Here is a 12,712-nt window from a genome sequence, read left to right as displayed (position 1 = left end):
CCGTAAGTTTTTTAAGTTAAGAATATGAAAAAGTTTAACACGCAGGCCCCGTATTCCACGCGCTTCAGCCGCTTTACTTATGCCGTGCTGGCCATCGTACTGGTCGTCATGGCCGGCTGCAGCGGCTTGCGCCTCGCTTACAACAACGGCGATACCGTGCTGTACTGGTGGCTGAACGCCTATGTCGACCTGGACCGCGACCAGAAGGGCTGGGTGCGCGACGATATCGACAAACTGTTCGACTGGCACCGCAAGACGCAATTGAAGGATTACGTGGACATCCTGCGCACGGGCCAGAAGCAGCTGCAAGGCAATGTCACGCAGGCGGACCTGATGGCCGACTACAGCGAGATCAAGCACCGCACCCAGGCGCTGCTGCAAAAGGCCGCGCCCGACCTGGCCGAGCTGGCCCGTTCGCTGAAGCCCGAGCAAATTGCGCAGATGGAAAAGAAGTTCAAGGCGAACAATGATGACTATCGCAAGAAATACCTGAGCGGCGACAAGGACAAGCGCCAGAAACTGCGCTACAAGAAATCCATGGAGCAATTCGAGCTGTGGTTCGGCAGCTTCAGCAGCGAGCAGGAAGCCATCATTCGCAAGGCATCCGACGCGCGTCCGCTGGACAACGAGATCTGGCTCGACGAACGCATGCGGCGCCAGCAGAATGTCTTGAACCTGGTCAAGAAAGTGCATCAGGAAAAGCTCGGCAAGGAAGCCACCGTGACCCTGATCAACACCCTGATCAAGGACAGTTTCGAGCGCCTCGAGCATTCCGAGCGCAAGGCCTTCTTCGATGCCTACCAGGACGGCACGGCGCAGTTGGTCTTGACGGTGATCAAGATCGCCACGCCCGCGCAAAAAGCCCATGCCATCAAGCGCATGCAGGGCTGGATCGACGATTTCACCGCCTTGGCCAGCCAGCCCAAATAGGGCCGTGCGCGCGCCAGCGCCAGCAGGGGGCCCTGGCGCGGGGCGAGGGGGCCATATGCTATAGTGGCCGCCATCGAATCGAAGAAATCAAACGCCTAACAAAACCGTAGCGGGCGGCAGTGAGTGGTGGCTAAGAAGTGCAGCTGTGCGAATGCACAGTGCGCATCGCCGGCCGCACATCGCGACGCGCAGTAGGTTTTGTTAGGCGTTTTAAATGCCCATGCAAAAGAAAATTAAAAAACCCGCCAAAGTGCCCGTCCACCACGCGCCGCCACCGAACCAGGTGCGCATCATCGGCGGCCAATGGAAACGCTCCGTGCTGCCTGTCTTGCAGGCACTGGGCTTGCGCCCCACGCCGGACCGCGTGCGCGAAACCGTGTTTAACTGGATCAATCACTTGCGCGACGGCGACTGGTCCAACGCCCAGGTGCTGGACCTGTTCGCCGGCAGCGGCGCGCTCGGCTTCGAAGCGGCCAGCCGCGGCGCCGCCGCCGTCACCATGGTCGACACGCATACGCCCGTGATACGCCAGCTGGAAGAAAACAAGGCCAAATTACGCGCCGACAACGTGCAACTGCTGCGCGGCGATGCCCTGCTGACGGCACAAGGCCTGGCGTCGCGCGGCCAGCGCTACGACCTGATCTTCCTCGACCCGCCGTACCAGCAGGATTTCCTCGCCAAGGTCCTGCCCCTGTGCGCCAACCTGCTCAAGGAAGGCGGCATGGTCTACGCGGAATCGGGCTTGCCGCTGGTCTTCGACGAGCAAAGCGAACTGGAGAAGCCGGAATGGATGGCGCCGTGGGAAGTCATCCGCGCCGATAAAGCGGGCACCGTCTTCTATCATTTGCTAACTTACAACAAAGTGCCGGCAACGGCCTGAATCTGCCTATAAATTGAGCAGAAGCTGCCCCCAGCCCAAGGCGATGCCCCAATTTCAGGCATAATGCGCGTCTATATTGGTGCATCGTTAGGGAGCCGCAATGGTTGTAGCCGTTTATCCAGGAACATTCGATCCGCTCACGCGTGGTCATGAAGATTTGGTGCGCCGCGCATCGGGTCTGTTTGACAAGCTGATCGTCGGTGTGGCCGACAGCAAGAACAAGCAACCGTTTTTCTCGCTCGACGAACGCCTGGAAATCGCCAACGAAGTGCTCGGCCACTATCCGAATGTGCAGGTGGAAAGCTTTTCCGGCTTGCTCAAGGATTTCGTGCGCAAGCACGAGGCGAGGGTCATCGTGCGCGGCTTGCGCGCCGTCTCCGACTTCGAATACGAATTCCAGATGGCGGGCATGAACCGCTACCTGCTGCCCGATGTCGAAACCATGTTCCTGACGCCGTCCGACCAATACCAGTTCATTTCGGGCACCATCGTGCGCGAAATCGCGGCGCTGGGCGGCGACGTCTCCAAGTTTGTCTTCCCCTCGGTGAACCGCTGGCTGCAAAACAAGATTGCCGCCAATGCTGCCTTACCCGAATAAGCTAGAGTTGAATTAAGCCATGGCACTACTGATCACTGACGAATGCATCAATTGCGACATTTGCGAGCCCGAGTGCCCGAATGACGCGATCTACATGGGTGCGGAAATCTACGAAATCGATCCCAACAAGTGTACCGAATGCGTGGGCCACTTTGACGAGCCGCAATGCCAGCAAGTGTGTCCCGTCAGCTGCATCCCCTTCAATCCCGCCTGGCGCGAAAGCCCGGAACAGCTGATGGCCAAGTACGAGCGCCTGCAGGCGGAACTGCCCGCCCCCAAGGCATAACACCATCCTCCCGCGCCACTTCTGCGTGGCGCCAGCTTCTGCCAACTGTTCTACACTGTGTGCTTGTGCGGACTTATCCACAGCACTGGTTTCTCCACGGAGGCAGAAGATGCATATCAGCACATCCCGTCTGGCCCGCGCCCTGGCCGCCGCCTGCCTGTGCGGCGCCCTGGCGCAGCCGGTCCTGGCCGTCGAGGTGGGCGGCGTCAAGCTCGACGAGACGGTGCAGCTGGCCAGCCGCGAATTGAAACTCAACGGCGCCGGCGTGCGCTACAAGGTCATCTTCAAGATCTACACGATCGCGCTGTACTTGCCGGAAAAGAAGAACCAGCTGGCCGACATCCTGGCGCTGCCCGGCCCGCGCCGTCTCGAGATCGTCATGCTGCGCGACGTCAGTTCCGACGAGCTGGGGCAAGCCTTCATGCAGGGCTTGAAGCGCAGTTCGGACCAGGCCGACCGTACGCGCCTGCTGGGCCAGACGATGCAGTTCGGCGCCATGTTCGAGATGGTACCGGGCTTGAAGAAGGGCGATATCCTGACCGTGGACTGGCTGCCGGAAGAGGGTACCTTATGCCGGCTGAACGGCAAGCAGGTGGGCGACAAGGTGCCGGAACTGGCGTTCTACAATGCCCTGCTGAAAATCTGGATCGGCGCCCATCCGGCCGACACTGTCCTGCGCGCGCATTTGCTGGGCGAGGTGGCCTGACGCACAACGCAGGCGTAAAAAAAGCCGGTGCAGGCACCGGCTAGTCATCTGGCAACAGCGCCCTTATGCGCGGGTGGACAAGGCGCGCAATTCGGCGGCGTTGCTTGGCGACACGCCATCCATCTTGCCCAGGGTGCGCTTGAGCGCTTGCGCTTCGCGCATCTGCTGGCGCGCCAGGCGCTCTTCGCGGCTCAGCTTGGGACGCACCACCAGCACCATGGCACGCGCGATACCCACCAGCAAGGGCTTGAACAGCAGGGCGACGGCGCCCGCGGCCACGATCAGCAGCGCGATTTGCAGGGCGTTCAGCAGTGAAATCTCCAGCACGGGTGCGGATACTGCGTACAGGGCGGAGGCGAAGGTAGACATACTGTTCCAGTGCATTATAGAATTTGCCAGTACTATAGTGCAGTGCAACATATAAATCTAATTCCATTTCCTGATACCAATTATATGAATCGTGAATGGAAAACTGTAATATTTTTTTACGAGTGAAAATATTCGTGCCCGGCGCGGTTTACACTCTTAGTTAAATTATTTGAATTCAACTTTTACCTTGGGCTTTCCATGAGTTTTCTGACGCTGGATCTGAACTTGCTGCGCGTTTTCGACGCCGTCATGACGGAACAAAACCTGACGCGCGCGGCCGGCCACCTGGCGATGACGCAGCCGGCGGTATCGAACGCCATCAAGCGCCTGCGCGAAAGCCTCGGTGACGAATTGCTGATCCGCACGGCGTATGGCGTGAAACCGACGCCGCGCGCCGAAGCCCTGTGGCCATCCGTGCGCTCGGCCCTGGCCAGCCTGGAAGCGGCCGTCACGCCGGAAACCTTCGACGTGTCGAAGACGCACGCCACCTTCCGCATGGCCATGGCCGACGCCACGGCCGCCTTCTGGCTGCCCTCGCTGATGCGTTCGATCGAACGGGAAGCGCCGGGCGTCAACGTGCGCATGATGCCGCTGACCACGCGCGAACCACGCCCCATGCTGCTGCGCGGCGACATCGACCTGGCCGTGGGCTTCTTTCCCGGCGTGGCGGCGCAGTTGTCGAGCGACACCAGTTCGCCCATCCGCCACGAGCGTTTATATTCCGGCAAGTATGTGTGCGTGATGCGGCGCGGCCATCCGCTGGCCAAGGTGGAACTCAACCTGGACAACTATTGCGCGGCAAATCACTTGCTGGTGAGCTTTTCCGGCCGTGCCCATGGCCTCGTCGACGAGGCGCTGGCGCAGATCCACCGCGAGCGGCGCATCTTGCTGACGGTGAACCAGTTCTTCACGGCCGGACGCGTGGTGGCCAATTCCGACCTGATCACCGTCTTGCCGCGCCATCTGATCGCCTCGACGGGCATGACGGAATCCCTGCTGTACAAGGATTTGCCGTTCACCTTGCCGGCCGTCCACCTGGACATGCTGTGGCATGAACGCGATGCGCGCAGCCCGGCGCACAAATGGCTGCGCAACCACCTGGAAGAAATGAATACGCCCACCCTGCGTTCGGCCACGGCGGCCGGCGGCGGCGTGGCGCCCAAGCCGCATATCGAGTAAGCCCGTAGCCGCGAGCAGAAAAAACGCCTGATGATCACGCATCAGGCGTTTTGCTATGCGTGATTGCTCGAGCGATACCCAATCCTGAAACCGCCCCAGTGCTTGCCATCGACGTGGATCGGCACGGACAGGTCGTGCATGACTTCGCCCGTGTCGCGCTTGTACGTCTGCAACAGGAACGGCTTCGTGTTGCTGCCGCAGCGCGCGCCCGTGCGGTCGCTGAAGATGCGCTTGGTGCGGTTATTGACGATATCGGTGGCGTAATCGCCCGTCAGCGGCTGGGAAAACTTCTTGTTGTGCGTGGGAAAATAGCCATTGTTGTCGACGGCGCCCGCATACGCGAGGTGCGGCAGGGCGGCCAGCACGCCTTCCTGCAAGTCCGGCAAGACCTTGTCCGTAAATGCGTCGAACTGCGTGTTGTGCTTGGGCGGATTCGTGTTCGGGATGGGGCGGTAACGGCGGTCGAACAGCGCTTCGCGCGTGATGCGGCCCGAGGCGATGGCTTGCTCGAACAATTTGCCCACCTCGCGCGCGGCGCGCTGGGCGGCCAGGCGGATCTCGTCGTGCGGCGTGGCCACGCTCGCTTCGCCGAGGGCGCCGGCGATCACTTCGGCCCGCTCGGCCAGGGCCATCGCCGATTGCGTGGCGCGCGGCAATTCGGCATTCGTCGACAACATGCTGTCGCGGATTTGCAGGATGGCGTCGGCGATCACTTGCGTCGTATCGACGTGTTCGCGCGAGGCGCGGGCGATTTGCCCGATCTCGTCTTCCGACACGCCCGACGATTCCTCGATGTGACTGAGCGATGCGTGCACGCTTTCCACGTTGCGCGCCGCTTCCGTGACGCCGGCCGCAAGCGAACTCATGCCGCGTGCGGCTTTTTCCGACTGTTCATTGATTTCGCGCACCATCACGCTGATTTCATCGGAGGCTTCCTTGGTGCGCTGCGCCAGTTGCCGCACTTCGCCGGCCACCACGGCAAAGCCGCGGCCGTGTTCGCCGGCGCGCGCCGCCTCGATGGCGGCATTCAGCGCCAGCAGATTGGTGCGCGCGGAAATATCGGAAATGGCTTCCGTAAAGCCCGTGATGCGCCTGGATTTTTCCTGCAGGCTCAGCATGGTGCTGGACGCCCCTTGCGCTTCCTCGCGCGCGCGATTGATGCGCTGCAAGCCCTGGTTCACTTCGGCCCGCGCCGCCACGCTTTCCTCGCGCACGCCGGCAGCCACCCTGGCGGCCCGTTCCGCGTTGGCGGCGATCTTTTCCGTCATCACGGCGTTCTGCCCGGAACTGTCGGCGATGTCGCTGGCCGTCTGCACGTCCAGTTCCACCTTCTGTTTGACGGAATCGACAAAATACGAGGTTTCCGCCGCGCCGATCATGATGGCGTCGATGGCCTTGCCCACCGTATCGGCGAACTGGTGCAGGCCGGGTTCGCCGCGCGCACGGCTGGCAAACGCCAGCAGCGCGGCGCCGGTGAGGGCCGCCACGCAGGCAATCAGATACGGGGAAGGACCGCCGTCCGTCGCCAGCAAGAGCAGATAGACGAGGCAACAGGCCACGGCCATGGCCAGAACGGTGAAAACAAGGAAACGCACCAGCTGATGCCGCAACTGCTTCATTTGTCCCCCGCTGCGAGAACCCGTCACGCCCCCTAGGCGGGGACGTGCTGTAACCGTATGCGGGGGGCACGATTGCCCGCCTTGCACCCTGAACCTGACGTCTGCGCGTCGTGTCAGGCGGCTACCGGATAGCAGAATAGTAGTTCTACCCTACAACATTTGTTCCGATAGCTCAATCAGAAAAGTGGACCTGCTACATCGAGGTCACTTAATCGGCAATTTGGTCGTGTTTTTCACTTCTTCCATGACGGCATAAGTGTGGGTTTCCCGCACACCTTTTTGCAACAGCGTCTTGCCCAGGAATTCGCGGTAGGCAGCCATATCCTTGACGCGCGCCTTGACCAGGTAATCGAAACCGCCGGCCACCATATGACATTCCAGTACCTCTGGAATGATTTGTACGCTATGCTTGAAGGCGTCGAACACTTCCGGTGTCGTGCGATCGAGCACGACTTCAATGAAGACCAGCAGCGAGACATCGAGCAACTGCGGGTTCAACTGGGCCGTATAGCCCATGATGTAACCGGATTCGTGCAACTTGCGCACGCGCTCCAGGCAGGCGGCCGGCGACAGGTTCACGCGCGCGGCCAGCTCCACATTGCTGATGCGACCATCGCTCTGCAATTCCATCAAGATTTTCTTACTGATCTTGTCCAGCATTCGAATCACCCCCGTATAAATATTATTTGGTTAAATTGTCGCATCAAAAACTATCTATTGCTAGTCCTCTGTATTACCAGAATTAATCCATAAGAATCCCCTTTACAATCGAATCATCTTAACGTTCGACTTTCTGTATTTTTTTGCACCAAAAAAGAGCAAGAATTACCGCGAGTTTCGTCCCATTTTTCCTTGTAAAGAGCTCCTATGCACCCTGCTGGCCCTTCGGCTTTTACCCCGATTCCCTTTGCTGCGCTCCAGGCGGAAATCCTGCCCGAAGCGACGCCACAACGCGCCGCCATCACCGCCGCCTATAGGCGCGACGAGGTTTCCGCCGTGCAGTGGCTGCTGCAACAAGTACGCGCCAGCAGCACCGAAACGACGGCCGAAGGCCAGGCCCTGGCGCACCGCCTCGTGTCCGCCGTGCGCCAAAAACGCACACGCGCGTCCGGCGTCGATGCACTGATGCACGAGTTCTCGCTATCGTCGGAAGAGGGTGTTGCATTGATGTGCCTGGCCGAGGCGCTGTTGCGTATACCCGACACTCAAACGGCCGACCGCCTGATCGCCGACAAAATCAGCAAGGGCGACTGGCGCAAGCACCTGGGCGAATCGCCGTCGCTGTTCGTCAACGCGGCCACCTGGGGCTTGCTGATCACGGGCAAACTGGTCAGTACCAGCAGCGAATCGGGCCTCGGTTCGGCCATGACCAAACTCATCGCCCAGGGTGGCGAGCCGCTGATACGCAAGGGCGTCGACCTGGCCATGCGCATGCTGGGCAACCAGTTCGTCACGGGCCAGACCATCGAGGAAGCGCTGAAGAACAGCCGCGACAATGAAACGCGCGGCTACCGCTACTCGTACGACATGCTGGGCGAGGCGGCGCTGACGGAAAAGGACGCGGCCAACTACTACGCCTCGTATGAAACGGCGATCCACGCCATCGGCAAGGCATCGAATGGCCGCGGCATCAAGAACGGCCCCGGCATTTCCGTGAAACTGTCGGCCCTGCATGCGCGTTACAGCCGCGCCCAGCGCGCCCGCGTCATGGAAGAATTGCTGCCGCGCGTCAAGGCGCTGCTGCTGCTGGCAAAACAGTACAACATCGGCTTCAACATCGATGCGGAAGAAACGGACCGCCTGGAACTGTCGCTGGACCTGATGGAAGCCCTGGCCTTCGATGCAGATCTGGCCGGCTTCGACGGCATCGGCTACGTGGTGCAGGCGTACCAGAAGCGCTGCCCGTTCGCCATCGATTACCTGATCGACCTGGCCAAGCGCAGCGGCCGCAAGTTCATGGTGCGCCTGGTGAAAGGCGCGTACTGGGACGCGGAAATCAAGCGCGCGCAAGTCGATGGCCAGGAAGGCTATCCCGTCTATACGCGCAAGGTTTACACGGACGTGTCCTACCTGGTCTGCGCGCAAAAACTGCTGGCCGCCAGCAGCCTGATCTACCCGCAATTTGCCACGCACAATGCGCAAACCCTGTCGACCATCTACACCTGGGCCAAGCGCGACGGCATCACCGACTACGAATTCCAGTGCCTGCACGGCATGGGCGAGACCTTGTACGACCAGGTCGTCGGTCCGGCCAACCTGGACAAGCCTTGCCGCATCTACGCCCCCGTCGGCTCGCATGAAACCCTGCTGGCCTACCTGGTGCGCCGCCTGCTGGAAAACGGCGCCAACTCCTCGTTCGTCAACCAGATCGTCGACGAAAGCGTGGCCATCGATAGCCTGATCCGCGATCCGCTGGAAATGGCGCGCCTGCAGGGCGGCTTGCCGCACCCGTCGATTCCCTTGCCGCTCGATATGTTTGGCAGCGAGCGCAAGAACTCGGCCGGACTCGACCTGTCGAATGAAGACACGGTGCGCACCCTGGCCACCGGCCTGGCGCTGCAGCAGCAATGGCAGGCCGCGCCGCTGATCGATGGCGCCGTCAGCCTGAACGCGCCCACGCACGCCATCCACAATCCGGCCCAGCACGACGATATCGTGGGCAAGGTCATGGAAGCGGCCCCGGCCGACGTGGAAACGGCCCTGGCCAGCGCCAGCGCGTATGCCATGGATTGGCAAACGACGGAACCGTCGCTGCGCGCGCAAGCGTTGCAGCGCGCGGCCGACCTGTTCGAGGAACACCATATCGAGCTGATGGCCCTGGCCGTGCGCGAGGCGGGCAAGTCGCTGCCGAACGCCATCGCGGAAATTCGCGAAGCCGTCGACTTCCTGCGCTATTACGCGGCGCAGGTGGAGCACGCGCCCAATACCCTGGCGCTCGGCCCCGTCACCTGTATCAGCCCGTGGAACTTCCCGCTCGCCATCTTTACGGGCCAGCTGGCCGCCGCCCTGGCGGCGGGCAACGTGGTGCTGGCCAAGCCGGCCGAGCAGACGCCATTGATCGCCCACCGCGCCGTGCAGCTGCTGCACGCGGCCGGCGTGCCGCGCGGCGCCCTGCAATTCCTGCCGGGCAGCGGCGAAGTCGTTGGCGCCGGCCTGTGCAATGATGCGCGCGTGAAAGGCGTGATTTTCACGGGCTCGACGGAAGTGGCGCAGTTGATCAACCGCAACCTGGCCGCGCGCGCCGTGAACGAGTCGATCGACATTCCCCTGATCGCCGAGACGGGCGGCCAGAACGCGCTGATCGTCGACTCGTCCGCCTTGCCCGAACAAGTGGTGCAGGACGTGATGTCGTCCGCTTTCGACAGCGCCGGCCAGCGCTGCTCGGCCCTGCGCGTGCTGTTCCTGCAGGAAGAAATTGCCGAGAAGACCATCCACATGCTGAAAGGCGCCATGCAGGAATTGCGCGTTGGCAATCCTGACCGCCTGGCCACCGATATCGGTCCCGTCATCGATGCGGAAGCGCAAGGCAACTTGCTGGCGCACATCAACAAGATGAAAACCGTGGCCATCGACCATTTCTCGCTGGGCCTGCCTACGGTAAAAGGCACGTTTGTCGCGCCGACCGTGCTGGAAATCAAGTCGCTGGACCAATTGACGCATGAAGTCTTCGGCCCCGTGCTGCACGTGATCCGCTACAAGCGGGCCGAACTGCCGCAACTGGTGCAATCGATCAATGACAGCGGCTATGGCCTGACCCTGGGCATCCATACGCGCATCGACGAAACCATCGATTTCATCACCAAGCGCGCGCATGTGGGCAATATTTATGTCAACCGCAACATCGTCGGCGCTGTCGTCGGCGTGCAGCCGTTCGGCGGCGAAGGCAAGTCGGGCACGGGTCCGAAGGCGGGTGGTCCCCTGTACCTGAAACGCCTGCAGCGCAATGCGCCGGCCGGCGCGCAGCACCAGCGCCAGGCGGCGCCGGCGCTCGACGCGCTGACCGTGTGGGCGAAGATGCATGGCCACGACAAGGTGGAACAGCTGGCGCAGGAATACGCGCGCACGACCTTGCTGGGCAGCACCACCGTCTTGCCGGGCCCGACGGGCGAGCGCAATACCCTGAGCTTTGCCGCGCGCGGCACCATCCTGTGCGCGGCAGCCACGTCAGGCGTGCTGATGAATCAATTGGCGGCCGTCCTGGCCACCGGCAACCAGGCCCTCGTATTGGCGCAGTCGCCCGAACTGATCCCCGGTGACTTGCCGGCCGCGCTGAAGGACCGCATCCAGGTCATCACCAACATGGCGTCGGTCAAGCACGACGTGCAGATCGCCATGATCGAGCCCAGCCTCGATAGCTTGCTCAAACCGCTGCTGGCGGCCCGTGACGGGGCCCTGGTGGGCACGATCGCCACCACGGAGGAGGCTGTCATCCCCCTGTGGCGCCTGGTCGCTGAGCGGGCGCTGTGCGTGAATACGACGGCGGCCGGCGGGAATGCCAGCCTGATGATGCTGAGTGTTTAAATTTTAGGCAGAAAGTAAATGAAAAGGGCAGAACCAGTGGTTCTGCCCTTTTTTTATGCACACGGCGTGGAAATGTCAGGGCGCCAGGCGCTGGCACAGCTTGCGAATCACGTGAAACGCATAAGGCGAGGCGACTGTCTGCACAAAACGCATGAAGTCGACGGCCGCCTCTTCATTTGCATTGTCGGAAATCGTGCGCATGACGGTAAACGGCACGCCCAGCTCGAAACATACTTGCGCCACGGCGGCGCCTTCCATCTCGACGGCCAGCAGATCGGGCAAGTCCTGTTTCAATTGGTGGATATGCGCGGCGCTGCTGATGAACTGGTCGCCGCTGGCGATCATGCCGCGGTGCACTTGCGCCTGTTGCAGCGCCAATTCCTGGCACTGCCCGGCATTCAATACGCTGTCGAGCCCGTCACGCAGGAAATCGTCGGCAGCCGCAGCCAGCTGGGAACTCAGTTCCAGGTCGGTGGCGAAGCGCTGCAAGCCCGTCAGCGGCACTTCGAAGCGGGGAAACAGGGGGCGCGCATCCATATCGTGCTGTAGCAGCGCTTCGGCCACGACGATATCGCCGACTTTCACGTGCTTATCCCCACTGCCGGCCACGCCCGTGAAGACGATGTGGGTAACTCCATACTTTTCCACAAGGATAGAAGCTGTCATGGCAGCGGCAACCTTGCCCAGACGCGACAGGACGCACACAGCGTCGATATTCCACAGGGTTCCCAGGGTGTAGTCGCGCATGCCGTGCGAACGCGTCACGGGCCCTTGCAGGGCTTCTACCAGCCCCTGCTGTTCTTCATGCAAGGCACTGATGATGCCTAACCGCATTTTTTTGCTTGAATTCATGCTGTTTTTACAGGTTTGTCAGGTTGGAAGACGGTTTACAGGCTGAAAACAGCTATTGGGGCAGCTTTTCCACCGTGCGCGTTTATCTCTGTGTTTTAAATAAAGATGTATACATAAAAATAGTAGTGATAGTAAACGACGGTTTTTCTGTGGATAAGTCGGTATACCACCCAAAAATCATCAACTTAGGCTACAAAAAAGTACGCGCATAAACATTGTATCGAGGCAGGACTTGTTTGGGATAAAAGTTCGCTTGTGGACAAAGAACGGGTTTTCCCACATCTCATCCTGTGGATATGCAGGCACTTATCCACACCGGCAAGCAAAAAGCGCGGTTTTTCTTGCTCTAGCGGCATGTTTAACGTGCTTCGCATGCCTCTATCCTTGCCTGGCAATCAACGTTGAGTGACCACGAGCGCGGTTCTTTCACGGACGTGCGCGTTCAAGCGATTCCTGGAAGACGGTTTGGCAGTGGTTCTGACTGTCGCCGTTGGCTTTTTTTTGATGTTTTTTTATGCTTTTTTGGAAATATCCCCGGACTTCCGCTTTTTTTGTCGGTTTACAATAGATCTATATATAAAAATAGTAGTAATAGTAAACGCGTTTTTTTCTGTGGATAAGTCGCTTTTTTTCAACAGGATCAATCGTTTACGCGCAAAATAAAGCGTGCATAATCGCTGTATCACGCGAGGAGCAAAATTGTATAAAATGCGGGCCTGCGCATAACTTCGTGTTTACTCACAAGTCATCCTGTGGATATCAAGCGACTTAT

Annotated in this window: 11 protein-coding genes; 7 read left to right on the top strand and 4 right to left on the bottom strand. The window is 60.3% G+C overall.

Annotated elements, in window-relative coordinates:
- Window positions 1–24: 24 nt before the first annotated feature.
- The 5 genes from AC1RDJ_RS10180 to AC1RDJ_RS10160 all read left to right on the top strand — a co-directional run bounded on the left by AC1RDJ_RS10180 (window position 25) and on the right by AC1RDJ_RS10160 (window position 3,400).
- On the top strand, window positions 25–930 hold the full coding sequence (locus AC1RDJ_RS10180; protein ID WP_493027346.1) for a DUF6279 family lipoprotein: 906 nt from the start codon (window positions 25–27) through the stop codon (window positions 928–930).
- A gap of 220 nt (window positions 931–1,150) precedes the next feature.
- Window positions 1,151–1,810: a 16S rRNA (guanine(966)-N(2))-methyltransferase RsmD gene (rsmD, locus tag AC1RDJ_RS10175; RefSeq protein WP_198043842.1), complete on the top strand. Its 660-nt coding sequence runs from the start codon at window positions 1,151–1,153 to the stop codon at window positions 1,808–1,810.
- A 100-nt stretch (window positions 1,811–1,910) separates the two neighbouring features.
- Window positions 1,911–2,408 (top strand): pantetheine-phosphate adenylyltransferase, encoded by a 498-nt coding sequence (gene coaD / locus AC1RDJ_RS10170; protein WP_071325932.1) that lies wholly within the window; start codon window positions 1,911–1,913, stop codon window positions 2,406–2,408.
- Between the two features lie 19 nt (window positions 2,409–2,427).
- Window positions 2,428–2,694, top strand: a complete 267-nt coding sequence (locus AC1RDJ_RS10165) for a YfhL family 4Fe-4S dicluster ferredoxin (protein WP_071325931.1) — start codon at window positions 2,428–2,430, stop codon at window positions 2,692–2,694.
- Between the two features lie 109 nt (window positions 2,695–2,803).
- On the top strand, window positions 2,804–3,400 hold the full coding sequence (locus AC1RDJ_RS10160) for a chalcone isomerase family protein (RefSeq protein ID WP_493027345.1): 597 nt from the start codon (window positions 2,804–2,806) through the stop codon (window positions 3,398–3,400).
- Between the two features lie 63 nt (window positions 3,401–3,463).
- Here the strand turns inward: AC1RDJ_RS10160 and AC1RDJ_RS10155 are convergent, their stop codons facing one another.
- The gene (locus AC1RDJ_RS10155; RefSeq protein WP_071325929.1) at window positions 3,464–3,769 is read right to left on the bottom strand and encodes a hypothetical protein; all 306 of its coding nucleotides are present in this window, start codon (window positions 3,767–3,769) and stop codon (window positions 3,464–3,466) included.
- A 198-nt stretch (window positions 3,770–3,967) separates the two neighbouring features.
- On the opposite strand from AC1RDJ_RS10155, the gene AC1RDJ_RS10150 reads away from it, so the two are divergent.
- A complete protein-coding gene (locus AC1RDJ_RS10150) occupies window positions 3,968–4,948 on the top strand; it encodes a LysR family transcriptional regulator (protein ID WP_071325928.1) in 981 nt (326 codons plus the stop codon).
- 53 nt (window positions 4,949–5,001) lie between these two features.
- Here AC1RDJ_RS10150 and AC1RDJ_RS10145 read toward each other — a convergent pair whose 3' ends face one another.
- Window positions 5,002–6,567, bottom strand: coding sequence for a methyl-accepting chemotaxis protein (locus AC1RDJ_RS10145; protein ID WP_493027344.1), 1,566 nt, complete (start codon window positions 6,565–6,567; stop codon window positions 5,002–5,004).
- A 204-nt stretch (window positions 6,568–6,771) separates the two neighbouring features.
- Window positions 6,772–7,227, bottom strand: a complete 456-nt coding sequence (locus AC1RDJ_RS10140) for an Lrp/AsnC ligand binding domain-containing protein (protein WP_010393827.1) — start codon at window positions 7,225–7,227, stop codon at window positions 6,772–6,774.
- A gap of 207 nt (window positions 7,228–7,434) precedes the next feature.
- Between AC1RDJ_RS10140 and putA the strand changes: the two genes are divergently transcribed.
- Entirely contained in the window at window positions 7,435–11,088 is a 3,654-nt protein-coding gene (gene putA, locus AC1RDJ_RS10135) for a trifunctional transcriptional regulator/proline dehydrogenase/L-glutamate gamma-semialdehyde dehydrogenase (RefSeq protein ID WP_493027343.1), read from the top strand.
- Window positions 11,089–11,163: 75 nt separating this feature from the next.
- Here the strand turns inward: putA and AC1RDJ_RS10130 are convergent, their stop codons facing one another.
- A complete protein-coding gene (locus AC1RDJ_RS10130; protein ID WP_493027342.1) occupies window positions 11,164–11,922 on the bottom strand; it encodes a 5'-methylthioadenosine/adenosylhomocysteine nucleosidase in 759 nt (252 codons plus the stop codon).
- Window positions 11,923–12,712 lie beyond the last annotated feature (790 nt).

It is taken from the genome of Janthinobacterium sp. GW822-FHT07H10, assembly GCF_058798675.1.
Note: the sequence above shows the minus strand (reverse complement) of the source record. Positions and strands in the feature narration are given on the sequence as shown.

Excerpts from the sequence above, each read along its gene's own strand:
- AC1RDJ_RS10145 (WP_493027344.1), bottom strand. The coding sequence starts at position 6,567 with ATGAAGCAGTTGCGGCATCAGCTGGTGCGTTTCCTTGTTTTCACCGTT.
- AC1RDJ_RS10165 (WP_071325931.1), top strand. The coding sequence starts at position 2,428 with ATGGCACTACTGATCACTGACGAATGCATCAATTGCGACATTTGCGAG.
- putA (WP_493027343.1), top strand. The coding sequence starts at position 7,435 with ATGCACCCTGCTGGCCCTTCGGCTTTTACCCCGATTCCCTTTGCTGCG.
- AC1RDJ_RS10160 (WP_493027345.1), top strand. The coding sequence starts at position 2,804 with ATGCATATCAGCACATCCCGTCTGGCCCGCGCCCTGGCCGCCGCCTGC.
- AC1RDJ_RS10130 (WP_493027342.1), bottom strand. The coding sequence starts at position 11,922 with ATGCGGTTAGGCATCATCAGTGCCTTGCATGAAGAACAGCAGGGGCTG.
- AC1RDJ_RS10155 (WP_071325929.1), bottom strand. The coding sequence starts at position 3,769 with ATGTCTACCTTCGCCTCCGCCCTGTACGCAGTATCCGCACCCGTGCTG.
- coaD (WP_071325932.1), top strand. The coding sequence starts at position 1,911 with ATGGTTGTAGCCGTTTATCCAGGAACATTCGATCCGCTCACGCGTGGT.
- AC1RDJ_RS10140 (WP_010393827.1), bottom strand. The coding sequence starts at position 7,227 with ATGCTGGACAAGATCAGTAAGAAAATCTTGATGGAATTGCAGAGCGAT.
- rsmD (WP_198043842.1), top strand. The coding sequence starts at position 1,151 with ATGCAAAAGAAAATTAAAAAACCCGCCAAAGTGCCCGTCCACCACGCG.
- AC1RDJ_RS10180 (WP_493027346.1), top strand. The coding sequence starts at position 25 with ATGAAAAAGTTTAACACGCAGGCCCCGTATTCCACGCGCTTCAGCCGC.
- AC1RDJ_RS10150 (WP_071325928.1), top strand. The coding sequence starts at position 3,968 with ATGAGTTTTCTGACGCTGGATCTGAACTTGCTGCGCGTTTTCGACGCC.